Here is a 26,166-nt window from a genome sequence, read left to right on the forward strand (position 1 = left end):
TTCCTCATGACCGACCAATTAAAACTCCGATGGGTAATGATATTCAGCACGCTGTTTATCCTGCTGAATACTTTTTTCATTGCGAAAGAGATGTATTGGTTCATGATTCTTCCTGTTGTGCTTCTTGCCGTGCTCACTGCTTTTATCGCACTGGATATGCTGATGCTGGTAATTGTTTTTCTCACACCTCTCTCCGTCATCCTTCAGCAATCCGATTTTGGCGTGGCGATTTCTGTTCCAACAGAACCATTGCTTTTCGGGGTTATGGTAATCTACATTATCCGGTTATTTTACGAAGGACAAGTGGAAAAGAAAATTTTCTTTCATCCGGTTACCATCGCCATCCTTATCAACCTCACATGGATTTTTTTTACCTCGATTACCAGTTCATTGCCTTCCGTGTCGTGGAAGTTCGTTCTGTCTCGCTTGTGGCTTGTCGTACCTTTTTATTTTGTCGCGCTTCATTTGTTCAAGGAAAAGAAAAATATGCGAAGGCATATCTGGCTTTACTTGATTTCATTTGCCATCGTTATCATATACACGCTCATTAATCACGCTATGGATAATTTTTCAGAAGCTGCCGCACATATTGCCATGAATCCTTTTTATAACGATCATACTTCTTATGGCGCCATGCTTGCCATGTATTTGCCTCCGCTGATATTTTTTGTGTTTGAAGCCCCTTCCCTAAAGGGAGAAAGTGGGACGGGGAGAAAGCGAGAAAGTGAGAACTCTGACACTCGCACACTTTCACACTCTCACACTTTCACTTATTCTCCCTTTAGGGATTTAGGGCATGGCGGGGGGCGAGGTATCAGGTATTTTGCTTTCTTACTTCTCTTAGTTTTCATCACCGGTTTAATTTTTTCTTATACACGCGCGGCATGGCTGAGTCTGATTGGCGCTTCGGGTGTGCTGGTAATTTATCTTCTGAGAATCCGCCTGATTCCAATTCTTATAATGATAGGAGGATTAGTTGTACTGTTTTTTATTTACCAGCAGGAAATAATGATAAATCTTGAATCGGGCAAATATAAAAACACCCGTAACAGAGATATTGAACAGCGGCTTCAATCTATTGCTAACGTTACTACTGATGCTTCCAACACCGAGCGTTTCAACCGTTGGTCTTCGGCAATGCGGATGTTCCGTGAAAAACCATTTTTCGGCTGGGGACCCGGAACCTATCAGTTCCAGTATGCGCCTTTCCAAATTTCTTCTGAGAAAACACAAATCTCCACCAACTTCGGAGAGAAAGGAAACTCGCACAGTGAATACATTGGTCCGCTCGCTGAATCAGGTGTAATCGGAATGCTTTCTGTTCTTGGAATTATTATCACCGCTCTTCTCACTGCCGGAAAATTAATTTATCATTCACCGGATAAAAAGACGCGCGTCTTCGCCATGGCGATTGTTCTCGGACTGATAACTTACTTTATTCACGGCACGCTGAATAACTTTTTGGATACCGATAAAGCGGCCGCCCCGTTCTGGGGATTTATTGCCATGCTGGTGGCGATGGATGTTTCGGAAAAACCAATGGTTAATGACTAATGACTAATTTCTTTATTGCAACTCCTGCGTTTGTTTTTACCCCGTTGGATAAATATCCTACGGGGTGAAGTTGAAGAAAATAAATTCCATTCGGAACAGCAAGATTAAGGATTAAGGATTTAGGGTTAAGGATTTTTTCGGAATACATTTTCTCTCCCATTACATTGTAAACTTCAATGTTGTTCATCTGCACATTTTCAAATCCGCTCATCTGCACATTGAAAACTCCGTTGCTGGGATTAGGATAAATGAGAATATTACCATTTGCCGATGAGCTTTCATCAATCGCTGAGTACAAAGTATAATTGCTGTAGTCAATTCTCCAGTAATTTCTTACAGCCATCAGCCATTGCACCCAATCTTGTATTATATCCTGTGTAATATTATTATTGGCATCATAAGCAAAGATGTTTTTGTATTCATAGTCGGTAACCCATGCGCTGGTTTGCCATACTTCAGATAAGTAGTCAGTATTGTTTGCCTGCGCATCGTAGGTGTAGGTGTCGCGATAATCATTATCCCAGGAAGCGCCATTCCATATCTGTGCAGTATAACTTTGGATGAGTGAAGTGTTTAAATCGCCTGTCCATTGATACCAAACAATGTTTATGTATTGAGTGTCAATATCCCAAGTGGTGACATTCCATGAATAATCAATAGCAGAAATTATTACTCCGCTGCTGTAAGTTAAGTCCTCTTTCCATGAATTATCCCAACTGCTGGTGGTAGTATTCCAATTCTGACCGATATACTGTATCAACTGATTATTTACATTATACGTGTCGTTCTCTTTCCATGAATTATCCCAACTGCTGGTGGTAGTATTCCAATTCTGACCGATATATTGAATCGGATTGTTGTTTATATCGTAAGCAGAAAGTTGCTGGTAAAAATTATCCCAACTGCTGAGCGAGGTGTTCCAGTTTTGTATTGTTTCCTGAATCAGGTTATTGTTTGCATCGTAAGAATAATTAGTTCTCGACATATTATCCCAAGCGCTGCCATTCCAGTATTGCCCAAGTAGCTGAGTCAGTTTTGCATTTGCATTGTAAGTATAAATGGTTTGCCAGAAAAGTCCCGAAGAGGAATAGGTCTCTTCGAGTGTAACATCTCCGTTGATGTTGTAGGATGAAAGAACGCTGTCGTTAAACATCCATGAACTGCTGATGGTATCCCATCTTGATTCAATTCTTTTGCCCGGCTGCCAGATGGAGTTGGGAGTGGGAAGAGAAGTTGCCCCTGCCCTAAAGGGAGAAAGTGAACTGGTGAGAGAGTGGGAAAGTGAGAGAGTGCGCACCTGCACACTTTCTCCTTGTCTCACTTTCTCACTTTTGCTTTGAATTTTCTCAAAGAAAGGAGAATGTTTTTTTTGCTGTGCGAAAACTAATTGAGAGAATAAAAAAACTGCAAGCGGAAGAAGGAAGAATTTTTTCATGCTAGTTGAGTTAAGATGAAACAAAGGTAAAAAGTTTTAAGGTTCTTTACTTTTCCCTCTGATTATTTTTGTAATCTTTTCCGAAACATTTATTTGAAACCAATGCTCTGATCCTTCAATATCTTTTATTTTTATTTGTGGTCATTGCGGTTACAGCCAGATATAATTATAAATAAAACCGCACTCCATTTCCCCACTCCGCCCACTTTTTGAACAACATGAGAAACCAAAACCTAAAAACAAAAGCGCCAGTTTCTACTATGAAACTAGCGCCTTTATTTTACCTGTGGCATCTACTGGAGTTGAACCAGTGACACACGGATTTTCAGCCTGTCATTGGTCAGCAAATGCCGATTATTTTTAAATATCTCGCTGCAAATATACACATCCCACTCCATATACATGCATTTTCCCCACTCAATTCCCCACTCCGTTCCCCACTTCCTTTTGAGTTTTATTTTGGTCGGAATATTGGGCTTATTTGTTTCACTAAAAGACGACCTTCTCCCTCTATTGGCTTGGCAAATGTTTCTTTCAGGCATTCTATAATCTTATATTTCTGCAAACGCTTTAAAAGATTAATGTCTGCAAATTCGTACCAAGGTTCTGTAGTACTGTATTCTTCTCCGTTATGTTTCACCTTTACATTTCTGGGCTTAAAAAGCTTCTTTGGTGGCAAAACATCTTTGTTATCGCTGATCAGAAAAAGTTGAAGATGTAATTTTTCCTTTTCATCTTTGATAATACGGGACTTCAAAATAGATTGCTTAATATACTTATTTAAATCTGCACCTTTAATATTGAAATACGAAGCAAGTTCATGTTTTGAATACCAACTTTGCTCGTTTTTTGCAACTGACCCAGGTATTACTTTTGCGTTAATTGCTTTTTGGCAAGTCATACATTTTAATCCATATTTATCAAACCATGAATTCCCTTCTGGAGCAGAGCCGCCACATATTTGACAAGAATAACCTTTGCGATCAAAAGAGAAACCTTTGGGATTTTCCTTAAGTAATTCTTGTCTTCTCTGTTCTTCCATTCCTACCTCGACCATAATGTGCGCTAATCGCTCAATATCCCACATGGCATTTTTCGCTTCCTCCCACGTAAATTCCCGACCATGATCTTTTTCGAGAATATTTTTTATGTTTTTAATCTTTTCTTCTGAAAATTCCATACTAATTTATTTTATTGGAGTTAGAAAAAATAATGCGCCATTATATAAAATAAAGTATTCTCTTGTCAAAAAAATATGGATATTATGGTGTTCCATTCGGTTCATTCTATTTGCCAGCTAATAAACTTGCGATAAGTTGTATCATCAACTCTTTTTCATTTGGATTGCTTTGCGCCACGAGCAATGCTACTGCTACTAAAGCATTATCATTTATTTTTAACTCGCCATTGGATTTAAAACGATATTTGTTTTTTTCAAGGAACCAAATAAATAAAAATGCTCCGATTCGTTTATTTCCATCAGAGAATGGGTGGTTTTTAATAATGAAATATAAAAGGTGCGCTGCTTGTTCTTCGATAGAGCGATATAAATATTCTCCGTTAAAACTTTGTACGATATTTCCTAAAATCCCTTTGAAACTATCGTCCTTTTGATTAGCAAATAAAGATGAGGTTTCCTTTTTTGTAAAGAGATATTTTTTCAATTCTGCAATGGCAGTAACAGCATCATTGTAATTTATTTCATATGTGACATTGCCGTTGGTTTCTGCCTGTAAATTATTGCTGTCATATCGCTGAAGTAAATTAAAGCTTTTAGCATAATCAGAAATAACATCGTACAATTCTTTGTCTTCACTTGATGGTCTTTGCTGAATGGATTCAAAATATTCTTTATCCCCATCATCGCCTGAAAGCCACCATTCAAGATTTTTCGCTCGCTGAGCAAGAACTCGCAATTCCTTTTGTAAAGAAGTTATTTCATTAACTACTATTTTTCTCTGCTGCTCGGTAAGGTCGTTATTATTAAATTCTATTTTCTTTGCTTCTATTTCTTCAGCAAGCCATTCTAATTTTTGATATCCGTATTCTAAACTTCCCCCGCTCATATTTTATTTTTTTTAATCATGTTCCTGCTAAGAGCTTTTCTGATGATTTTTCTAATGAGCGTAAAAGTATTGAATTTTTATGACTGCTTTTTATTTCTAAATCTCGCCATTTTGGCGAGATAATGGCGAGATAAAGATTGATAGGTTCTCAGCTTATTACTTATTACTGTTTTTTCTATCCCGACACTTATCGCGACACAATGTCGCGATTAAAAGTTTCGGTTTCGTGACAACATTATTATCACGAAGTTATTTTCCGCATAGACACAATGTCCATGCAGATGTCCATGCACCGTTCTCAAGTATGTAATCATCATGGACATTTTGTCCATGAGAATGTCCATGAAGTAGTTAGGGTTTAAGCAATGAAGTAGCATGATACCAGTAAAAGAAAGCCTCCGGGTTGGATTTTTTGAGCTTGTTTAGTTTCGTATTAAATGGGGATGCAATTATAATTTCAGTAATATCTGCTGGCGAACCGTAACGTTTGATCTCTGCTATATCCTTCTTGATTAGAACCGACAGGTATGCTGCTTTTGATGCATGGGTTATCGCCTTTTCAATATGAAAGTTTTCCGAAATAATAAAGTTCACTATGTTTTGAATTCCCGTTTGCAGTTCGGAAAAATTTCCTTGCCCATCCTGCCCGCGCAGACTCAGGCATAAGGAGGTTTGATAAATATCTTCAAGAATGGATTCGTGTGTAAGTTCAGTAAGCTCACGATAGGCAAGTTCTGTTTTCCCGATTTGATTAAAAATACTTTTTACACTTGCCATATTGTTTATCTGATCAAACAAATTGCCTATGTCATACAACTGCTTTATGATTTCAATTTCTTTTTCTGAATTATATCTTACCCCGGTTGTATTAGGAGCATAAGCCGTCAACTTGTCTCCAAGAATCGCTTCTTCAGCAGGGATTCTTGTGGTTAATTTTTTGCCATCGGTTTTAATGAATGGCGATTTTATTTCTGTTTCCTTGAGCAATTTGCCATAAGGATTTTTTTCAAATAGAATATCAAGAAGTACATACTCTTCCTTTGCGCGGGTATTTGTCACCGGAGAATAGAAGAATTTGTAATGCGCTTTGCTGATTTTTGATTTGGTTTTTCTTTCCTGCTCTTTGAATCCGGTAAATTCTTTTTCCTTAATAAGTTTCTCAAATAATTTTTCAAGGTTTTCCGGCTTCTTATCCATGATAATATCAATGTCAATCGATAATCTTTTTATCTCAGGAAGCAATAACATTAATGCAGTACCTCCTTTGAAAATAAAATCAAGCCCGGATTCTTTTAATCCTTCCAATAATGTTAACGCGCGAATTACTTTCTCTACAAGAATTTCGTCAGCATTATTATGCGCTTTTGCGACTTTTTTAATCCAATTGGACGTATGGCTTTCTTTATGTATCATTCTTATATTCGAAAAGGTTTAGTGAATCACCCCTAATTTCAGGTGTTGAATATAGGCATCTATTTCTTCTTGCTTCCCTCGCCTGAATGCGTAACGATGGAGTGTGCTGAGGTTTACGGTATATTTCTCAAATGCATTCTCGAAAATATTTTGCATTTCCTTCCCTTGAAAAGTTGAATATATCACCTTATCACAATAAATATCTACCAGTATTTTTTCGATAGCCGGGCTCATTACCTCATAAATATCCTGTATGGGAGATTCCGAGATAAGATTTTTTACAATTATTGATTCCCTTTTCCCCGCTATATAATTATGAAATATTTCTGCTCCGGGATTCAGATAAACATTTTTGTATTTTTCTTTTATGAAATAGAAAACGGATTCCGATGCATCTTTATCAACCTCCACTATCAGATTAAATATCCCCGGCTGATGAACCATAAACTCGTTAAGAGTTGAAGTATGCCAAATGCATGTACTGGCATAAGGAAATTTTTCATGTATAGTAGTGTAAATCTTTTTTGTCAGAGGAGTGATGGTGGGAATAAAAATAGTTTCCTGACCTAAACGGTACATGCCTTGCCCAATTCTATGCAACACTCCCATTTTTACAAGGCGGTAAACTCTCGAACGGAGTGTTTCATCAGGAACATGAAGTTCGTAATGCACATAAAACCTCCTTACCTCTGCCGCAGTAAAATGATTAGCTCCGGTAAACGCCTGTTTTAATAGTGTTATTTTAAGCGGATCCTGTGTCATGGTACTAATTTTTAGTAAATACAAAGATATAAAACAATCGGCAATAAACAATAATATTGCCGATTGTTTTATATTATGAAATTGATATATTTTATAATACATTGATATTTAATGTATTATAAACAAATTAAACATTCGGCAATATATGTATAAATTGCCGAATATTTCATTCATTATAAATGCAATGTGTCATAACGCACGCACGATACCTGTATGTGTCGAAAAAATATGCGGGCATATAGCCGCTCCTGCTTCCTTCTCTCCCACCGGGAAGCACAAACATCTTCACGGCAATGAAAGAGGGATTTGAAAAGAGTAAGATTTTGAGTTGAAGACATTCAAAGATTGAATAACTCCGCTACTTTTCAAAAAACATATAATAATATTCTGATAAATCATCGTGAAATCCCCATCCGATGCCGCTTGTGTCGTCCATTATTTCTTTGCATCGCTGTTTAAAATGATTTTGAAGTCCACTTTTCTGAATAAATGCACCTGCATCGTGAAACATTCCTGATACGCTGTTGTAAAACGGCTCGTTTATATCTCCATAATTATTTGTGTATTCAACGCCACATTCCACATACCGTAGCATCACATCAGCCAATCTTTCTTCAGGAGGTGATAATTTTTTAAAACCGTTCACTTCGCTGCGCGCTTCTCTTAGCCGCGGGTCCTGCCCGAATGGCGGATTGAACAACTTGTGTATTTTTTTCTTCACTTTATCCGCTTGAGCGTTGCTTTGCGGGTTTAAAGTAAATTCATAATAGGTTTTTACTTCGGGATATTTTTTATTCAGTTCCAGTATTTGCTCAATGAGTTGTTCTTTACTGAACTGCTGAAGGTATTTTTTTAATGACATGGCTAAAATTTAAGGCGTATAATGTCATTTCCCGTGACACTTTTTGTATTTTATTCCGCTGCCGCAAAAACAACGGTCGTTTCTTCCAAGTTTCTGTTCGCTTCTTTGAATAGGAACTGGCTGAGTTATTTCCTCGTAGTCGTCATATTCATTTTCATCGTTGTATGATTCATCGCTGTCATTATCACGATTATCTTTCTCAATTCTTTTCAATATATCTCCGTATGCCTGTTCAATAGTTTCAATTTCTCTTTTAGCATGGCTGCGGGTACGATTTATTTCCTTTTGCACCTCTTCATAGTCACCCGCATAATTTTTATTGGCTATATTGTCATCCAGCATTTGCTTAATCAACGGTAGTAATTCTGTTGCCTGCAAATCGAGGCAGACACCAATCAGTGAGCCGTTCATATCAGAATCAATCAGATTTTCTATTTGGCGATTGTCAATATAGAATTGGATCAACTTACGCACCCAATCAACCGCATCCTGTTTCGGAATCATTTCATGCAGCGCAAGTTGGTTTACCGCTTCATGCACGGCAGTTCTTGCCCATGTATAGCGTCCTGTTTCTTTCATAAAAGAGTTGAGGCGTTCCAGATTATTGCTTCCGCATAAAGCAACTACCGACCAGATATCTTCGGTTAACATATCGCCTAACCAGTATTCCAGAAACTCCTCGCTTTGGCTGAGAAAATCCAATACCACCTCCAACGATTCGTTTGCTTTCAGTTCGCGCAGGAGGAACAAAGTGTGAAGGGCAAACCAGTTGTGTTTATCTTCCCAGTCGCTTTTGCTGAAAAGATGATAGCGGGCAATACCGTCATACACCACCGCATTCAAATCTTTTAAAAGCGTTTCGCGGGGCAATGCTTTTATTTCTTCTATGTATTGCAAGGGGATTTCATATCCGTATTCGTATAGATATTTTATTTGCGGATGAATGAAAACAGGCGGCTCTGTGGTTTCTTCAACAACTTTTTTTGGCGTAACCGTTACACTTATGCGATTTCTGTTTTCTTCTGCCCAACGCTCCGTGAAGTTCATCATGTTGCGCTGCATTTGGTCTAATGTAAGATTCATGCGGATAATTATTTTTAGTTCTCTCTTGTTAATAATTGCGGGGATACATTCCAGTATCCTTCATTTCCGGTTTTAACAGAAGCAGTTTTATGATTGAGGCGCGTAATGATTCCTGTTCGCTTCATTCCGTCTTTTCCCTGCCATGCAACACGATCTCCCACATTGAATTTTGACATGGATACAAGCGCACCTGCTTTCTGAATGGTACGTATTCTGTCAACCACCATTTTATTTAAAATGGTAAGTTCATGAAAAGACAAGCCGTTCAGTACCGGCTCAAATTTTCGGATGATGACGTTTGTATTATCCAATTCAGACATGGTTGATTATTTTTAAGTTGCGTTATTTTATTTGCTTATCCAATGATTCCAAATCGTGAACGCATCAATAGTTCCCTGTGAAGCTTTTATGCTGCTCAATTTTGAATAGGCAATTATACTGATATGCTCTCCGGCTTCAATTTCAAGATCAAAATCATTCTTCATAAATCCTTCTTCATCGCTTGCAAGCCCTACAATTTTGATTTCTTTTAGCACCTTTTAAGATAAAGGAAATTTGTATATTTGTTTAAGCGGAGAGAGGAAAAACAAGCATTACCCAACTTTAGTAGGTTTCCAAAACCTACTATAAGCCACTTGTTTTTCTGCGATTCAGCTTCCAAAACTGAATTTCTTTCCGCTTTTTTATTTGATAAATACATTTTATTGGATATTACGGACTAATTGACCCCCTCGTTTCATTTTAAAGTGACCCCCTTGTTTCGCTCCAAACTGACCCCCTTGTTTCGGAGCAAATTGACCCCCTGATTTTATTCATGCAGATGAGTGGTTAAACCCATGATTCATTTTTTATGCTGCACATTGCACATAAAAAAAACATGGCAAACAAACTCATCGCAATGAACAAAATTAAACAAATCATCCGGCTCTACACCCAGAGCAAAGGAGCAAAATTTATCAGCAGGCACACAGGCGTTTCACGCAACACTGTGAAGAAATACATCCACAGGTTCCGCGAAACACGCCTGACGTGTCAGGACATAAACGAAATGAGCGACCAGCAGATAAGCGAGATCTTCGGGAAACCACCGCTTATAAAAGAACCATCAAAACGGTATCAAGACCTGCGGGAGTTTTTTCCTCATATAGATAAAACACTTCGTAGAAAAGGTTTTACAAGAGAAAAACTCTGGAAAGAATATTTAGAAAAACATCCCGATGGATACCGTTACACGATGTTTTGCATGTCTTATTCTGCATGGCGCAAGAAAGTAAATCCGGTGATGCACATGGTGCATAAGGCGGGAGACAAGATGTATATTGATTTTACCGGAGCAAAATTACAGATAGTGGATCCACATACCGGGGAGATACAGGATGTGGAAGTGTTTGTTGCAATACTTGGCTCCAGCCAGCTCACGTATGTAGAAGCCACTTACAGTCAGAAGAAGGAAGATTTTATATCTGCCTGCGAAAATGCACTGCATTATTTTGGAGGCGTGCCGCAGGCTATCGTACCGGACAATTTAAAATCAGCCGTAACAAAAAGCAGCAAGTACGAACCAACCCTCAATGAAGCGTTTGAGGATTTTGCAGATCATTACCAGACAACATTGCTTCCCGCTCGTCCCCTCCGTCCCAAGGATAAATCATTAGTGGAAGGCATTGTGAAAATAACGTACAATAAAATATATACCAATCTCTCTACAGACCTCCGTACTTCTCTTGCCGATTTAAATGCAGACATACGCCCCCTGCTGGAAGTATTAAACTACCACCTGCGAAGCAGGTGGATTTATTTTAAAACCAACTCTAAAAGAGTTTAAACTCATGATTATCCTTTTCGTGTTTCTTTTCTTCCTCTTCCTGATACTTCACGTACCTCTTTATCATTTCCTCATTGATTCCAATCGTGTTTACAAAATAACCTCTCGTCCAGAAATGATTGCCCCAATATGGTTTTTTCTTCAGTGCGGGATAGCTCTTGAACAATTTTATCGCCAACTTTCCTTTCAAAACCCCCATATACTCCGAAACAGAAATTTTGGGTGGAATCGAAACTACCAAATGAATATGATTGATTTGCACATTCATTTCTTCCACAATTACATCCTTCCATTCACTCAACATCTTTATGTCATGCTCCAACAAAGTTTTTATCACTCCAGTCAAAATGCGAAATCGATACTTCGGAACAAAGACTATATGATAATCACATTTATAAACTACATGAGACAGTTTTCTGTATTTCATGTAACTAATCTACAAACTTTACGGCATAGCCAAACTCACATTACCACCGTCAAAGACGGTGGATTTCTAAGTCAAATTAAATAACGGGCAGATGCAGGGCCGGATATACAGCAGAAGAGAGCAATTTGAAGAAATAGAAAAGAAAACATTGCAGGCATTGCCGATGCACCGCTACGAATTTAAACGGCAAGCAGTAGTAACGGTAACGAAATACGGGCATGTGTGCCTGAGCGAAGACAAACACTATTACAGTGTACACTTCACGTACATAGGAAAGAAAGTGACGCTCATTTACACAAAGACATCCGTTGAGATTTACCATAAGTACGAACGCATTGCCCTGCATCAGCGCATTAAGGGTGAGTTCAATTATACCACGGTTGCGGACCACATGGCTTCTACACACCGCTTTGTAAGCGAATGGTCAGCCGAAAAATTTACCAGCTGGGCAGCATCCATCCATCCTGATGTAAAGATTTTTATTGAACGTATCCTTGAAAAGAAACACCATCCCGAGCAGGCATATAAATCCTGCATTGGTGTCTTAAGTTTTGTAAAGAAGGTAGGTAAGGAAAGATTAATCAATGCCTGCCAACGTGCGCTTGATTATGAATATTACAACTACAAGATCATTCAAACCATTTTGGAAAAGGGTCTGGATAATGACAATGAAACATCCTCTGCAAGCTCGCAGTTAGAAATGCCCCTGCATGATAACATACGGGGAGAAAATTATTACGAATAAAAATAAACAGTAACCAATAAAACACAATCACATGAACGAAAAAACCTTAGAGAAAATGAAACACCTGAAATTCTTCGGAATGCACAGGGCGCTGCGCACAACCATCGAGGCTGGACAAATGAACCGGTACACACCCGATGAAATGGTCGGCTTCCTGGTAGAATCCGAATGGGACGACAGGCAAAACCGGAAAGTTGAACGTGGACTGAAAAACGCAAAGTTCCGCTACAAAGCCGGCATTGAGAGCATTATTTACAACAGCAAGCGGAACATTGAAAAGAATGATGTACATCGCTTAGCTGACTGTACTTTTATAGAGAACAAACAAAATATTATCGTCACAGGAAGCACGGGTGTCGGCAAGAGCTATCTTGCATCTGCGCTCGGACATCAGGCTTGTATGAACGGCTACAAGGTCGTCTATGCAAATACAGCCAAACTTATAGGAAAACTTAAAATGGCAAAAGCCGATGGCTCCTACGTTCGTGAACTGCTCAAAATAGAAAAACAGGATTTACTGATCCTTGACGATTTTGGAATACAGCCCTTAGATGCACAAGGAAGATCCTCTCTGATGGAAATCATCGAGGACCGTCACGGAAAAACGTCAACCATCATCACCTCACAGGTTCCGGTAAAGCAGTGGCATGAAATTATTGGAGAAAAAACTATTGCCGATGCAATTCTTGACCGCATTGTTCACGATGCACAGCGCATCGAACTTAAAGGCGAATCCATGCGTAAAAGAAAAACAGATTTGGAAACAAATGAAGAATAAATACCTTTGTATAAATATTTAAACTAACAATCACTCTCTGCCAGTAATGAAATCAGCGGTTAACTCATGGGGGTCAATTTACTCTGAAACAGAGGGGTCAATATGTCTGAAATATCCAAATAGGTGTAAGGAAGAGTTCCGCCAAAAGGCGTTGCTGTCATAGTGCCATCGCAGTTTCCATTGCAGAGTGCATTTGTTGTCGATAAAGTTACGGAGCATTGGCTAAATGAATTGAACGCCCAACCCATGCACATGGCTGTCGTGAAGAGTAGATATTTTTTCATTGTTGTTTGTTTTATTGTTAAGATGCAAAGTAACTGTCAAAGGTTGCGTGTCAGTTATCCGCGATAATCAATTTATCCGTTGCTAAAGTTTTATCACCTTCAGTCAAGCGAATGAAATACAATCCGCTTGGTAAATTGTCTCGTTGCAATTTTATTTCCTGACCTGAAATATTTTTTATTTGTTTTACTTGTTGTCCGTAGGAGTTGTAAACCGTGAGAGTTGTGTTTCTGAAAAGAATGTCTGATTGCAAAGTTGTCGAGGAAGAAAAGGGGTTGGGTGAAATGGTTACTATATTATTTATAGAAGTAATTGTTTCTATTGCAACAATAGAAGCACAAAGAACACTGTCATAGGATGGAGCATAAGTTGTTATTGAATAAGTATTCATTGCTCCTAGTGTTCCAGTAATTTGCGGAATGTTTGAAGATGTAACTGTAATAATATTAACATTTACAGGCGCATTGTTTTCGTTGCATCCGCTAACACCTAATGAATCGGTTTTTATTAAATAACCATCTGCGGGGTCTCCAGGGAAAACATAGGCATCAATATCTCCAAGAATCAAATATCCACCGTCCCTTGTTTGGATAGCATCACGACCATAATCACCATATTGTTTGCCATATATCCTTGATAATATTAAGTTGCCAATGCTGTCTACTTTTAAAAGCAAAGTGCTACCACCAGAGCCAAAACTAGATTCACCAGCACAAATGTAACCTCCATCATTTGTTTTGTTTATTGAATAAATATTTTCATAAGAAATTCCATATGCTTTTGACCAGAGAACATTACCATTAATATCAATTTCCATTAAACTGGCTGGACCAAATCCAGCACTTGCTTGACAAGCTAGTAAAAAATTACCATTAGTTGTCTGTATAATGGAATATGCGTTGCCTGCTCCATAATCCTTGTGCCATAAAATATTTCCAATAGAATCCATTCTTACGAGCATTTTACCATTAGAGAAGTCTCTTCCTGTAAGTAAAAACCCACCGTTACTCGTTTGAATAATATCATAGGGAGACTCATTCGCTCCAGTTTGTCCAAAATATTTTGTCCACAATAGATTACCTGAAGAATCTGTCTTTACAATATACGCATCAGGATTACCATTCCCAATTTTTATACTGCCTGCAAGTATATATCCACCATCATTAGTTTGGGAAATACTGCCAAACGCTTCCGATGATGAAGTATCACCATACACTTTTGTCCAAAGTAAATTCCCATTACTATCGGTTTTGATTAAACAGCCGTCATTATTGTTTGAAGGCAATGATATGCCTCCAGCAATAATAAATCCACCATCCGAGGTTTGTAAACAATCAGCAGGTTTCACATACTGCCCCGTTCCATAAGTTTTTGTCCATAACCAAACATTATTTGTGTCGTACTTGGACAGATACGCACCAAAAATTTCATATGTAAAAGATATATATTCATAGGGAGGATATTTGCTTTGAAGAACTTTTCCAAAAGCATTTGGTGGCTGTAAAATTCTCTGAAAAGTAACTTGTGCCTGTGCTTGCTCAACTGTCAAAGTGAGAGAAACTGCCGAGAAAATGAGTAGATATTTTTTCATTCTGGAAGTTATTAAGGTCGCGTTTATGTGTAAAGATGCCTATCTGTCTGGAAAGGTTGCATTTCCTTTGCTAAAATTACCAAAAACCAAGATAAAATAATAAGTATGTAACACACATTTCTCATCTTGTAAAAGAAAAACAGGAAAACAATTTTTAAATGCTTTCCGCTTATCTTATCAACGAAATATTCCCCTTCTGAAAAATTTCTTTCCCATCATTCATTATTGCCTTGAGGTAGTAAACATAAACTGCGGTTGGTGCATTTTTTCCATCCCATCCCATGTTTTGCTCACTACTTTCAAATACTTTCTCTCCCCAGCGATTGTAAATTTCTAAATGCATTTCTTTTATTGAACCCTTGACATACAGCATATCATTTTGTCCATCTCCATTCGGTGAAAAGGCGTTTGGAAAAAAAAGTGTTGTTTCAGGAGATACTGGCGTGGGAGTTACAAACACAGTAACAGAATCTGTATCATTACCGCAGGCAAAAGAATCGCTCACGACAACATAATAAGTTGTTGTCGTATTGGGTGATGTAACCGGAGTGGAACAAGTTGTACAATTTAATCCTGTAGAGGGATACCAATTATAAATACCACCACCGCTTGCGTTGAGTGTGGTATTTTGCCCCTGTACAATTGAAACATCTGTCCCTGCATTTGCTGTTACTGATGGAGTTACGGTAACATCATCAATATAATAATAATTCGCATAAGCATTTCCAGTTGGATGAAAATTTACAATTGTTGTACTATCATTTAGATAGAAATTTCCTATGGTCATAAACTGCTCCCCACCGTTGGCAATAAAATCATCTGTAATCAATATCCAATTCAAAGTATCAGAAATAACATTTCCCTTAGAATTATTAATCTGGGGAATAAATGGGAGGTTAGAATAATTAGGGTCACTTTGTAATATACTGTTATTTGAAAAATATGCCCCAATCATATCAATTGCAAAAACCGCTTGATCGCCAAATGACACATAAAAACTAACACAATATTTTTTCCCCGCTGTTAAAGTATCGACCAACTGCACTTCAAGGTATTCTCTTCCTTCAGTTAGCGGAGGCCAGCCACCGGGATTAAATCCTGAAAATCCAGCATAACTGACACCAGTTCTTGCATATTGATAGCCGACAACATTTTGAGGAGCACTAACAAAAGGATTTGTAGAACATGGATTATAATAATCCGTGCTGCTTGAATTTGTTGTATTACCTCCTCCATTATTTGGTTGAAACCACGGAACGGCATAATATATTTGACTGACATTATTGGGGCAAGTATCATACTGCTCAAAACTATAATTAGGAACTAAGTTTTGAGAATAGAGATTATTAAAGCCACTAAGAAAATAATACAGTAAGATGTAAAGCGCATTTTTCATCCTGTAAAAAAATAAAACAGGAAAACAATTTACAACTGTCTTCCTGTTTCTTTTACTTTATTGATTTATTTCGTTACTGCGAGTTTGTTCGTCACTTCAAGTTGCCCGTTAATAATTATTTTATATAAATATATTCCCGAATATATGTCGGTTGTTGAAACAGAAACTTTATTTTCTCCCGGCACAAGCACATAACTGCTTATTTTATTTCCTATCACATCGTAAATTTCCAATGCGCCCGTTTCATTTTCTTCAAGCTCTGTTTCATATACCGCGCCATCTGATGTGGGATTAGGATACATTATGCCCACATTATCAATAGTTACAGGCATTTCCACCTCTTCTGAAAATCTTGCACTCAGAGGAGCGAAATCATTTACATCAATTCCAAGCATTACACGCGCATCGTAAACCCCAATGCCACCGGACAAAGGATTTTGCAACGCGATATTCTGCAAAGCCGCAGAATCAGCCGGGCTAAACGCATCAATATCATTCGCCCAACTGCGCAGAAATACATCATGAACTGTTTTATGATTCTGTTCTATCAGGTTATCAGCAGATATGCTGTTATTGACAATCGCTGCATTGGAGAAATCATTCCTGGATATAAACTCCCGGGTTTTTTGTATCTTGCCCATGTTGGTATTCATCATGCTGTCATGAAAATTCTGAAGCACCGTATCCTCCGGTGTGCCAAGCAAATGCAGCAGTATAGTATCTTTTCTTATTTCTGACAGCGCAGTTTGCTTTGCCATAAACTGCATCTCAAAAGATGCCTGATTTAAGGGGGGAGTATTTTTTGCAATTTGCCCCAAAAGCTGATAGTTACATAATTGTGGAGGGAGGAAACAAGGATTACTGCAAGCATTAGTAGAAGGTACAGGTGGTGGTATAAGAATTGTATTGAATGGACTAATGATTTGGGGTTTATAAGGCAAACTGGAACTTTGAACATACCATGTCCTTTGTGTGTTAAAAATCCCCTTTACATCTGCATCTCTTCCAGCGAAAACATTCCATTGATTATCTGACGCAGAGGATGTAGTTCCCTGGTTTCCAATATCAGTATTTTCAAGGGTAACTCCTCGTTGGTTTAAATTAAGAATATTGCATTGAACAGTACTAGAAGGAAGATGATTGCCAAAGCAGCGAATGCCTGTTCCTGTTCTGTCAATTTGATTATTGGTTATCTGTGAAGTAGGACTGATGTCGGCAGATATTCCAAAAAGTTGAGTAGTGTAACTAGGTGTAGGATTATTATTGCCGTTGCGCTGTACAAGATTTTGGTTGATTGTAGCCCCTGTGGTGTTTTCTAAATGTATGCCGTATGAAATGAAAGAAGGAATCGAAGGAAGATAATATATTTTGTTCAAACTGCCGATATTGGCAGAAGGAATATTGGTGCCCCAGATTCCATTTTGAATGTTCTTAATATTGTTATTATGAACATAGGTGGAACCAGGAGATATGATTGCATTTTGCATTCTTATTCCTGTCTGTTTGTTTGCATTGCCTCCATTAATCGCATTAAATCCAATATCAATGGTACAGTTGTTTGTTTGTAACGTTTGAATTGCATTACCACCAAAAGTTGATGCACCAAAATTTGTTATGGTATTATTGGAAATTGTTGCTGTGGTGTTGTTACTGGATGAAAAGAAAATACCATTTCTGACATTGGTCAGTTTGTTTCCCTTTATCAATACAGTTTTTCCATTAGTAGTTGTAACCCTGATAGAATTGGAAGGAATAATAGAGGAAGAATTAATATTAGTTAAAATATTATTTTGCACATCCACATTAATATTCTGCTGGGCAAATATTGCATTCGAACAAACCTGTATGGTACATTTTTGCGTTGCAACAATACCGCCAACAGTCAGTGTGCGGTTTGGATTTCCTGTAGGATTTCCTGTAGCATGAATGGCAAATCCCACCGGAGGTGGATTACATTGACTGCCAGAGCAAGTTCCCAAAGCGCAGCAAATGGGTATTGCGACAATAGAAGTTTGTTGAATGTTATTAAATAAGTCATTAATGACGTTGACATTACTATTGGTGCTATGAATGCCTATATCCATATTATCAAATAAATTTTTATTTGAAGCTCCTGTTATTCCTATGGTGATTGCATTTACATCTGTAATTTCAAATCCGCGAATAGTTCTGATTCCACTATGAGGACTTATGAGTAATCCGCTACAAGTAAAGTTCGAACCTTGAATAGTGGCAGGTGTAAGTGCAGAAGTAGATGTTTGAACGACTACATGCTGATAATTTCTATCAAGTGTGGAATTTTCTATATGGAAAACCCCTCCGTTTGTAGAGAACACAGCATTTTGTGCATCTTGAACACGCGATCCAGCCTGTAATCGCTTTGCATATTCTTTGGAAAAGTTTTTTCTTTTTCTTGCGAGCGATACTTCCTTAGAGTTGTCTTTACCAAATCCCCATGAGGTTACCATCCCGGCAAATCCCTGATTCGTTAAAGTCCAAAACGCCCATCCGCGTTTCACATCGGAGAACATATCAGGATGCTCATACACCACTCTCGCGTTTTTAAATAACTCACGGCTGTGAAGCGTAGACCGGATTTCTTTTTCCAATGCAGGGAATTTTGTCTGCACCACTTTGTAAAAATTTATCACTTCTCCGTTTTTGTCATTAATCACCTCCGTTTCTGATTTCGGTTTGGCAAAGAATAATGCTCCTCCTCCGAAGAATGGCTCACAATACAATGTATGCGGAGGAATAAGCGACAATAGAATTTTCACCATTGTCTGCTTTCCCCCGTAGTATGTGATCGGTGTTTTCATACAGCCCCTCCCGACCTCCCCGAAGGGGAGGAGAATGGATTACGCAGCTTTATTAAAGTTTAATTGTTTCAGTTCCTTTATTAATGAATCTATCTCCCTTCCCTTCAGGAAGGGTTGGGGATGGGCTCTTTCAATATTTTTCTCAGCAATTTTGCAGTAAGATTTTTTTCCTTCTATGCCGATGAACTTTCTTCCAAGTTCTATGGCTCTTACGCCTGTCGTGCCTGTTCCGCAAAAGGGATCCAGCACGATTCCATTTCTCGGGCATCCGGCAAGAATGGGCTTTGTAATCAGTTCTCCGTTAAAGGCTGCGTAATGTTTCTCATGATTCGGCTTGGTGGAAATGCTCCAATAGTCCGTCACGTCTCCCGGATTCTTACCGAGCGGGTTCAGCTTTATCTTTTTTCTTTTTCCTCCTCCCTTGATTCCTTTTCCAAAAGGTCCCTTTGGATTTTTTGGATCTCCTCCGTAAGCCGTCATGTCGTAATTGACTCGCTCGATGGAAGATGCTTTGTAAGGAGCGCGCACGGCATCCAAATCGAAATAATAATCTTTCCTTTTTACTAGCAGAAAAATATGTTCGTGCTTTTTTGAAAAACGGTCTCGCACGCTTTCGGGAAGGGAATTGGGTTTTGCCCAGATGATGTCGTTGCGTACAATCCATCCCCGCTTGGCGCACCCGATGGCGAAGCGATGGGGAATTAACGTAAGTGATTTATGCAAAAGTTTATTTTTCTTGTGATTGTTGGCAATCTTGGGAGCAGCTTCCGCTTTTCTCATTTTATTTTTCTTCGCTTCTTTCAAATCCTGCCCGCTTCCGTTTCCGCTTCCGAAAAAACTATCGCCAAGATTCACCCATACTGTTCCTCTCGGTTTTAGCACACGCTTGATTTCATCCATGAGCAGGTAGAGATTGTCGAGGTATTCCATATAGGTGGGCTCCAGCCCCCATTGTCCTTTCCATCCATAATCCCTGAGCTGCCAGTAGGGAGGTGAAGTAATCACGCAGTCGATGCTTTCGTCAGGAAGGTCTTTCATTACCCCCAGCACATCTCCGCAGAGAATGGAATTTGCGATAAGTTTTTTATGAATACCGTCCAACCCGTACATCATTCCCTGATCAGCGAATGAAAAATATTCTGTCGGAGTAACAATGATATGGTCAAGTAAATCAACTTCGAGCAGTTTTCCAGCTTGTTTTAGCCTGTTGGTAATCTCCCTGTCCGCTACACTTGGTGAAATATTTCCGCTGGGATGATTGTGCGCTACAATGATGGCGCTTGAAAGAGATTTTACGGCAATTGAAAAAATAAGTTTGGGATCTATGACTGTTCCGCTTACTCCTCCCGTGCTGAGATGATAATACCCGATGATGCGGTTCATGCGGTTGAGATAAAGCACTACGGCATGCTCTCGGACATTAATTTCATCCTTGCCGATGACTCTCCGGACAAATTCAGCCACTTCACCGGGCTGGGTGACTTTACCATGGAACTTTTTTTCCGAAGGGTTAAAAATAATTTTCACTTCGGGAATATTTTTCTCGAGAACAGAACCAAGTCCGGCATCTTTCCTATACAATGCTCCGTGCATGATTTTAACCTGTTTAAGTTGTGTTAAGGTCAGGCGAGTTGTTATTGTCGTCATCGTCCTTTTCAAATGCTTTGGCAATGGCTTCCCCGATGACCGCACCGAAAAAACCACCGATCATTACGAACGGCACGGCATCTTTCTCGGCATGCTTCGCATAGAGGTAGCTTGCCAGCGATGCGACAAGAGTGGCGGTGGATACAATTAATTTTTCCTTCATGGTTTATCTTTTTCCTGTAAGCATATCATGAACTAAAAATCCTGTCAAGACCATCGCTCCACATACAAGCAGGCGGGACCGGAAGGTTTTTTTTCGGAGTTGTTTGCTTGCTTCGTTCAGATTATCTGCAAGGGTTTTCTGCTGCTGAAGTGAATTATCCAGCAGATTTTTCATTTCAGAATAACTCTTTTCGCAAATACTGAAAGAAGAATCCCTGTTTTGAACCTGTGCAGTTAGAAGGACAATCGTGCTGCCGCATAAACTGTCGCGTTCTGTAGATTGCACAAGCAGATTTGTCACTTCTGATTTTAGTGAATCACAGTATGCCAGTTTGGAAGCGGTGTCGGTTTCAATTTTTTGTTTTTCAATCGTAGCATTAATTTTATTCTGAAGCGCAAACACTTTTGATTTGGATTTCTTCAGTTTCTCCTTAGCATACTTCACAGCAAATTCCAAACTGTCGTTTTCCCGAAGAAGCAGATGCACAGTCTGCCGGTATTCGTTGTCAGTTTTCTCTTTTTGTTTCTGAATGATTGTTATTTTCTTTTTAGTGACATCCTGTTTTGCAGGCGGTGTCTGCTCAGGCGTAACAAGGTTGTAGGTGCTGAGGGTAATCAGTGTAAGAATCATTAATAAGCCGATAAGTTTTTTCATGGTTGTTTTTCGTTTTGATTGTTAAGGTTTGATTTTGCCTGCCCGTCCGGCAGTCGGGTTTTTCGTTCAATAGAGTAACCGAAGCATCCTGCTCCCACCAAACTCACAAAGGAGTAGAACATATATTCGGGAACTACAATTCCAAAAAACTGTTCTCCAATCCAGCTGATAATGGTGATCGCTACAAAGACCAGCGTGACCACTTCCCGCAGGTTGTAGCTTCCGTCCTTGTCTTTGAGAATTTCTTCCAGAAAGTTTTTCTCGTTCATCGGGTGAATTCTTTTTTACCAGATGAGCCCCATCAGCCATTTGAAAAACCCCTTTCGGTTGGGCTGAATCGCAACAACAATGTTGATGTTGGTGATGCTGATCACATCGCCCTGTGGTTTTGGAGAAGGAGCGGGTGTTTGGGCAATCGTGTGAAGAACGATTTTGAAAATATTCTCCATGAAATTGTTTTCTGTTTTTCTGTTTTTTGTTTCCATTGGTTTTTTGTTTTTTGGTTGTTATTAATTGTGATCGTATTCGTTGTATGCCCATATCCCGAGACCGAGCGTCAGCGTTCCGATGAGAATTCTTCTCAAACTTTCCCTGCGTATCGCCCTAAAGTCAATCAGCGTATAGGTGAAGTTGTTTCCGTACAGTTTCCGGTGCCTCTCGCAGAGTTCCATAAACTCGTAAAAGTTCTCTGCGTTTTCAAAGACCTGGCATCCTGCGGAAAATTTTTCGATGAATTTTGTTTTTCCCTGTGCGAGAGCACGGTGAATGTTGATCCCGAAAACTCCCGTCAGCTTCGTTCCGTTCAGAAAATCGAGATAAGCGTTGCGGTCGTAATCGCGGAGAATGGTTACAGGTTTTTTCTGAACAAGGGCTTTATACTTTCCTTTATGCAGCCCGATTTCATACGCATCTGCGTATTGCCCCTGTGCGAGTATGGCTGTGCCCTGCGGTTCGGTTGGGTTTTCCAGCCAGTAGGTGCCGGGGTCAGTAGTTGCTTTATATATATGATAGTTCCATTTACCATTTGTTGTTCTGTAGAACACATGTATCTCATCATCGAAACGATTCGCGAGAACGCTTTTTGAACGAAGCCCCACGATGTTGAGTTCGTAAGGGCGCGTGTGAAGCGTAAACTTTTTCCTTCGGAGTATGGATTTCATGCGCGAGAGCATCAGGCAGCGAGATTTTGTTCTTCTTCGCCCTCATCATTCTGCTTGGTCAGAACATCGGGAACATAATTCTTCAGCCATTCCCTAACATCGAAACTCGGACATGCTTTTTTCACTTCAGGAAAATCCCTGTGTCCGAGAATCTTTGCCTGCGGATATTTCTGTGATAACTGAAAAAGTTTTTGGAACATGGATTCCTTCTGTGCATCCGTGCGGTTGTCAATGGGGTTATTGTCTTTATCAACTCCCCCGATGTAAGCGATGTGGATGCATTCTGCATTATGCCCGTATGCACCGTAACTTTTTTGGGCTTCAGCAAGCAGCTTCACTATTTCTCCGCTTCGCTTGATGATGTAATGGTAGCCCGGTGTGTCTCCCCATCCGCGCTCTTCTTTCCAGAATTTTTTGATTGCCTCCAGCGTAGCCGAAGGCGGTGTGGCGGTGCAATGCACCACGATAAATTTTATGTTTCTCATAGATGTTTTATAGTTTTTGTTTCGACTAAAAAATTTTCTCCGTTGTTTTCAAAAGCGGTGTAGCCGTCCCGTTCGGTGATTTCTGTTCCGAGAATCATACCCGCAGGAACTTTTATTCCTTCGCGGGGACTTTTCCAAACCACTGTTTTTTGGTTGGTGATGATAGCGGGACCTTCAATGCCCGAAAGCGACCATTTGCTTCCGTCATACTTCAGTCCCATGCGCGAGAACTCCAGCCGTATCTGCTGTTTCTGCTTGTCATCTGAAAAACTGTCAAGCAGCCCATTCACTAAGGTTTGCCTTACTCCGCGAAGCGGATATTTTTTGAACTCTTCGCTCGCGGCAGAATAATCTTCTCTGCTTTTCATTCCCCGAAGCGTGAAGAGAACCTGTGCAAGATTTTTATTCACGGCATTTTTATAGAGCGTTTTGGCTACTTCGGAAGCGTTGATGGCATTTCCTTTAGTCAGCACGTTGAAGGTGCTGTCATCAATTTCTTCCGGCAGATTCAGTTTCTTCAGCGCATTCACTGTTTCGCTTCCGAAATCTCCGTCCGCACCGTACTTGGGCAAAATTCTTTTTCCGTACTTGGCGATGAGTGACTGCTGAAGCGTTTTCACTTTCGCTCCTTTGCTCCCTTTCTTTAGAGGAAAATCATCATTGCGGGGAGTAGTGTTAGAAGGAAGAAAAGAACTCTGCTGAGGAGGAGAAGGAATTTTGAACGATGAATCGTCTTCCTGTTCTTCTTCCTTTTTAGCACGCCTTGTTTTCCACCACTGCCATCCGAAATATCCCCCGATACCGGCAACCGCAGTTCCCAGCCCGAAGAGAATAATGCGTTTCTTCTTTTTCTTTTTATCCTCAGAACTAATTGTCTTTTCGTTTTTCATTTTCATGCTTTTGGTTTTGAAGCGATAATTTTTATATATGGGAGATATTCCCACGCTTCGAGTTCGCCTTTCAGATCATCCAGCATATTGCTGTTATAAAGTTTCCAGTAGGCTTTTGCTGTTTCAAGAAAAGCAGCCTGCGAAGGAATTTCTGTGAACACCGCTTTGACGGCATCTTCATCCGTACCGGGGAAGGGACCATACGTTTTATCAAAAGCAGACTTGAGCCGCTTCGCCCATTCTTCGTACTGCTTGCCGGAATCGACAGGTTTTCCTCCTTTCTTCTCCGGCTTGCTGGCGATGATGGAAAGCATTTCATTGTACTGGGTGCTTTGCAGTTCATCGCTCATGTCATTGAACAAATTAGAGTTGTACAATTTTTTATAGGACTTCGCCACTTTGTTCATTTCTTCTTTGCTCGGAATTTCCCTCAATGCCTTTCGGAGTTTTTCTGTGTCTGTTCCAGGCCATCCGTCATTTTCAAATGCCATTTTGACCTGCTTCGCCCATGTCGCGGGCGTATTTTCTTCCAACGTTTTATTTTCTTCTTTGTTAGCAATGCCTTTTCGCACGATATGCCTTCCGAGAAAAAAACTTCCTGTCAGCACAACTATGCTTCCCAATCCGTAGAGGATTTTTTCTTTGAGCGTAAATGATGCCCCACCCTCGCCCTCCCCATTGGGGAGGGAACTATTTTCTCTTATTTGTTTTGTCGCATTCATTTTTTTTTCTCCCTTCCCTTGGACAACCGTAGGTTGCGACCGCAGGTCAGTTGGGGATGGGCTTTTTATACTCCCAACTTTTGTTTTGCAATAGCCAGCTTGATGGGATTGCTCACCACCTCGGATAATTTTTGCAGTTCCTTTGCGCTGAGTTTGGAAGAAAGCACAGCAAGCGATTTCATTTTGGAATCGGCTTCCGATTCGGCAGACGCTTCGATGGTTAGGTCGTAGTTAAATTTTTTCATAAAATGATTTTTAATCGGTTGGATATTTGAAAAAGACTTATTCTTCTTTTGGTTTGTCATGCAGTCCAAGCAAATCCGCTATCGCATCTATGCTGTCAGCGTCCTGCGTCATGTGCTGAAGTATTTTTCCTACCGTTTCAATTTTTCGCGCAAAACACATAAGTTGTATTTCTTCTTTAGTTGAACTTCGTACATTTTGAAGTGGAAGTGGTTGATCCTTCAACCCGTTTGTTTTTAAATCTGCGATGCATTTGGGAAGAAGCTGTTCGAGAGAAAACACTTTCATCTCTGCCTCTTTCTCCGACTGTGCTTCAAAGGATAAATCGTAATAGAATTTTTTCATGATTATTTTTGTTGTTGGGATTCTTGTTTTAGGTTCAGCATAGAAGCAACCGTTTTGATGTTCTCTGTATTCTCCCCCAGCGCATTCACGATGTCGAGAACGGCTGCCATCTGTTCTTCATCGAACTGATCTTCCAGTGCGCGGATAAATTCGAGGTGGCGTTTGTCTTCTTCGGAAAGCGTATTATTTGTCTCAGCAGTTTTTTTCTGAAAGGTGGTTTCTCCTTTTTTCTCTTCTGAACCCGAGAGTGTTTTTCCGTCTGAAGATTTATTCCCGAGAAAGTGAGGAAGCACCTCTTTGATCAGGGTATTTCCCAAATCCTTCATATCATCGCCTTTCCCTTTTTCTTCCAGCTGCCTGGTGAGAATTTCTATATAGTTTTCCGCTTGCTGTAATTTTTGGTTCGCGGTTTCGAGTTCTTTTTTTACTAGTTCGGCATCCCATCGTTCTTTTGCCACGGTTACCTGCTCGGTGATTTGTGTTTTAATGTCCTCTGTTCCACTTAAGAGTTCCGCTTTCTTCGGCTCTTCTTTTTTTTCTTCTTCAAGCAAAAAAACATGGCGGCTCAACGGGCGGGGAGATTTTGCGGAAGTGGTGTATATCTGAACCACGACTTCCTTCACATCGTCATAGAGGTATTCTTCATAGGTGTCAAAATCATCGAGGCTGTTGGTCTTTTCCACCACTTTGAGATTGTCCACATGGATTTCATAGTAGCGCGGGCTTCCTTTGATGGCTTTGCCTTCGAGGAACTGTTTTATTTTTTCCAGTTTGATGGGATCGTACTTTTCTATTTTCTCGTATGGTTTTTCCATTTTT

Annotated in this window: 30 protein-coding genes; 4 read left to right on the top strand and 26 right to left on the bottom strand. The window is 39.6% G+C overall.

Annotated features, from left to right (window positions below; genetic code table 11):
- Positions 1-6: 6 nt before the first annotated feature.
- Positions 7-1,554, top strand: coding sequence for an O-antigen ligase family protein (locus tag HY841_03815; protein MBI4929864.1), 1,548 nt, complete (start codon positions 7-9; stop codon positions 1,552-1,554).
- On the opposite strand, the gene HY841_03820 is transcribed toward HY841_03815, so the two are convergent.
- The 9 genes from HY841_03820 to HY841_03860 all read right to left on the bottom strand — a co-directional run bounded on the left by HY841_03820 (position 1,544) and on the right by HY841_03860 (position 9,711).
- On the bottom strand, positions 1,544-2,989 hold the full coding sequence (locus tag HY841_03820) for a T9SS type A sorting domain-containing protein (protein ID MBI4929865.1): 1,446 nt from the start codon (positions 2,987-2,989) through the stop codon (positions 1,544-1,546). The two genes, HY841_03815 and HY841_03820, sit on opposite strands and share 11 nt — an antisense overlap.
- 454 nt (positions 2,990-3,443) lie before the next feature.
- A complete protein-coding gene (locus HY841_03825) occupies positions 3,444-4,169 on the bottom strand; it encodes a hypothetical protein (protein ID MBI4929866.1) in 726 nt (241 codons plus the stop codon).
- A gap of 106 nt (positions 4,170-4,275) precedes the next feature.
- Entirely contained in the window at positions 4,276-5,055 is a 780-nt protein-coding gene (locus HY841_03830; protein MBI4929867.1) for a Fic family protein, read from the bottom strand.
- A 351-nt stretch (positions 5,056-5,406) separates the two neighbouring features.
- Positions 5,407-6,468: a nucleotidyl transferase AbiEii/AbiGii toxin family protein gene (locus HY841_03835; GenBank protein ID MBI4929868.1), complete on the bottom strand. Its 1,062-nt coding sequence runs from the start codon at positions 6,466-6,468 to the stop codon at positions 5,407-5,409.
- 18 nt (positions 6,469-6,486) lie between these two features.
- Entirely contained in the window at positions 6,487-7,230 is a 744-nt protein-coding gene (locus HY841_03840; GenBank protein ID MBI4929869.1) for a type IV toxin-antitoxin system AbiEi family antitoxin domain-containing protein, read from the bottom strand.
- A 358-nt stretch (positions 7,231-7,588) separates the two neighbouring features.
- On the bottom strand, positions 7,589-8,092 hold the full coding sequence (locus tag HY841_03845) for a hypothetical protein (protein ID MBI4929870.1): 504 nt from the start codon (positions 8,090-8,092) through the stop codon (positions 7,589-7,591).
- A gap of 24 nt (positions 8,093-8,116) precedes the next feature.
- Positions 8,117-9,175 carry a DUF1186 domain-containing protein gene (locus HY841_03850; GenBank protein ID MBI4929871.1) on the bottom strand — a complete coding sequence of 353 codons (1,059 nt, stop codon included), beginning with the start codon at positions 9,173-9,175 and terminating at the stop codon, positions 8,117-8,119.
- A 14-nt stretch (positions 9,176-9,189) separates the two neighbouring features.
- The gene (locus tag HY841_03855) at positions 9,190-9,495 is read right to left on the bottom strand and encodes a hypothetical protein (protein ID MBI4929872.1); all 306 of its coding nucleotides are present in this window, start codon (positions 9,493-9,495) and stop codon (positions 9,190-9,192) included.
- A gap of 27 nt (positions 9,496-9,522) precedes the next feature.
- Positions 9,523-9,711, bottom strand: a complete 189-nt coding sequence (locus tag HY841_03860; GenBank protein ID MBI4929873.1) for a hypothetical protein — start codon at positions 9,709-9,711, stop codon at positions 9,523-9,525.
- Between the two features lie 341 nt (positions 9,712-10,052).
- Between HY841_03860 and HY841_03865 the strand changes: the two genes are divergently transcribed.
- A complete protein-coding gene (locus tag HY841_03865; protein ID MBI4929874.1) occupies positions 10,053-11,000 on the top strand; it encodes an IS21 family transposase in 948 nt (315 codons plus the stop codon).
- Here HY841_03865 and tnpA read toward each other — a convergent pair.
- Positions 10,987-11,427, bottom strand: a complete 441-nt coding sequence (tnpA, locus tag HY841_03870) for an IS200/IS605 family transposase (GenBank protein MBI4929875.1) — start codon at positions 11,425-11,427, stop codon at positions 10,987-10,989. The genes HY841_03865 and tnpA overlap by 14 nt on opposite strands.
- A 91-nt stretch (positions 11,428-11,518) precedes the next feature.
- Here tnpA and HY841_03875 point away from each other — a divergent pair, with 91 nt between their 5' ends.
- Together HY841_03875 and HY841_03880 are read left to right on the top strand one after the other, a co-directional pair.
- On the top strand, positions 11,519-12,172 hold the full coding sequence (locus HY841_03875; GenBank protein ID MBI4929876.1) for a hypothetical protein: 654 nt from the start codon (positions 11,519-11,521) through the stop codon (positions 12,170-12,172).
- A gap of 31 nt (positions 12,173-12,203) precedes the next feature.
- The gene (locus HY841_03880; protein MBI4929877.1) at positions 12,204-12,950 is read left to right on the top strand and encodes an ATP-binding protein; all 747 of its coding nucleotides are present in this window, start codon (positions 12,204-12,206) and stop codon (positions 12,948-12,950) included.
- A 59-nt stretch (positions 12,951-13,009) separates the two neighbouring features.
- On the opposite strand, the gene HY841_03885 is transcribed toward HY841_03880, so the two are convergent.
- The 16 genes from HY841_03885 to HY841_03960 all read right to left on the bottom strand — a co-directional run bounded on the left by HY841_03885 (position 13,010) and on the right by HY841_03960 (position 26,162).
- Positions 13,010-13,234, bottom strand: coding sequence for a SprB repeat-containing protein (locus HY841_03885; GenBank protein MBI4929878.1), 225 nt, complete (start codon positions 13,232-13,234; stop codon positions 13,010-13,012).
- A gap of 50 nt (positions 13,235-13,284) precedes the next feature.
- Positions 13,285-14,823: a T9SS type A sorting domain-containing protein gene (locus tag HY841_03890; protein ID MBI4929879.1), complete on the bottom strand. Its 1,539-nt coding sequence runs from the start codon at positions 14,821-14,823 to the stop codon at positions 13,285-13,287.
- Between the two features lie 169 nt (positions 14,824-14,992).
- On the bottom strand, positions 14,993-16,219 hold the full coding sequence (locus HY841_03895) for a gliding motility-associated C-terminal domain-containing protein (protein MBI4929880.1): 1,227 nt from the start codon (positions 16,217-16,219) through the stop codon (positions 14,993-14,995).
- Between the two features lie 65 nt (positions 16,220-16,284).
- Entirely contained in the window at positions 16,285-19,038 is a 2,754-nt protein-coding gene (locus HY841_03900; protein ID MBI4929881.1) for a DNA adenine methylase, read from the bottom strand.
- 39 nt (positions 19,039-19,077) lie between these two features.
- Positions 19,078-20,685, bottom strand: coding sequence for a hypothetical protein (locus HY841_03905; protein ID MBI4929882.1), 1,608 nt, complete (start codon positions 20,683-20,685; stop codon positions 19,078-19,080).
- Positions 20,645-20,848, bottom strand: a complete 204-nt coding sequence (locus HY841_03910; GenBank protein ID MBI4929883.1) for a hypothetical protein — start codon at positions 20,846-20,848, stop codon at positions 20,645-20,647. Before HY841_03910 ends, HY841_03905 begins: the two co-directional genes overlap by 41 nt.
- A 3-nt stretch (positions 20,849-20,851) precedes the next feature.
- On the bottom strand, positions 20,852-21,502 hold the full coding sequence (locus tag HY841_03915) for a hypothetical protein (GenBank protein MBI4929884.1): 651 nt from the start codon (positions 21,500-21,502) through the stop codon (positions 20,852-20,854).
- Positions 21,499-21,771 carry a hypothetical protein gene (locus HY841_03920; GenBank protein MBI4929885.1) on the bottom strand — a complete coding sequence of 91 codons (273 nt, stop codon included), beginning with the start codon at positions 21,769-21,771 and terminating at the stop codon, positions 21,499-21,501. Before HY841_03920 ends, HY841_03915 begins: the two co-directional genes overlap by 4 nt.
- 15 nt (positions 21,772-21,786) lie before the next feature.
- Positions 21,787-21,987, bottom strand: a complete 201-nt coding sequence (locus HY841_03925) for a hypothetical protein (protein ID MBI4929886.1) — start codon at positions 21,985-21,987, stop codon at positions 21,787-21,789.
- Positions 21,988-22,011: 24 nt separating this feature from the next.
- A complete protein-coding gene (locus tag HY841_03930) occupies positions 22,012-22,674 on the bottom strand; it encodes a hypothetical protein (GenBank protein ID MBI4929887.1) in 663 nt (220 codons plus the stop codon).
- Complete coding sequence (locus HY841_03935; GenBank protein MBI4929888.1) at positions 22,674-23,147, bottom strand: N-acetylmuramoyl-L-alanine amidase; 474 nt, start codon at positions 23,145-23,147, stop codon at positions 22,674-22,676. The genes HY841_03930 and HY841_03935 overlap by 1 nt, the downstream gene beginning before the upstream one ends.
- Complete coding sequence (locus tag HY841_03940) at positions 23,144-24,037, bottom strand: hypothetical protein (protein MBI4929889.1); 894 nt, start codon at positions 24,035-24,037, stop codon at positions 23,144-23,146. Before HY841_03940 ends, HY841_03935 begins: the two co-directional genes overlap by 4 nt.
- Positions 24,038-24,039: 2 nt before the next feature.
- Positions 24,040-24,759 carry a hypothetical protein gene (locus HY841_03945; GenBank protein MBI4929890.1) on the bottom strand — a complete coding sequence of 240 codons (720 nt, stop codon included), beginning with the start codon at positions 24,757-24,759 and terminating at the stop codon, positions 24,040-24,042.
- 65 nt (positions 24,760-24,824) lie between these two features.
- Entirely contained in the window at positions 24,825-25,004 is a 180-nt protein-coding gene (locus tag HY841_03950; GenBank protein MBI4929891.1) for a hypothetical protein, read from the bottom strand.
- A gap of 37 nt (positions 25,005-25,041) precedes the next feature.
- Positions 25,042-25,347, bottom strand: a complete 306-nt coding sequence (locus HY841_03955) for a hypothetical protein (protein MBI4929892.1) — start codon at positions 25,345-25,347, stop codon at positions 25,042-25,044.
- Positions 25,348-25,349: 2 nt separating this feature from the next.
- Positions 25,350-26,162: a hypothetical protein gene (locus HY841_03960; GenBank protein ID MBI4929893.1), complete on the bottom strand. Its 813-nt coding sequence runs from the start codon at positions 26,160-26,162 to the stop codon at positions 25,350-25,352.
- Positions 26,163-26,166: the final 4 nt, after the last annotated feature.

Source organism: Bacteroidota bacterium (assembly GCA_016213405.1).
Lineage (GTDB): Bacteria > Bacteroidota > Bacteroidia > Palsa-948 > Palsa-948 > Palsa-948.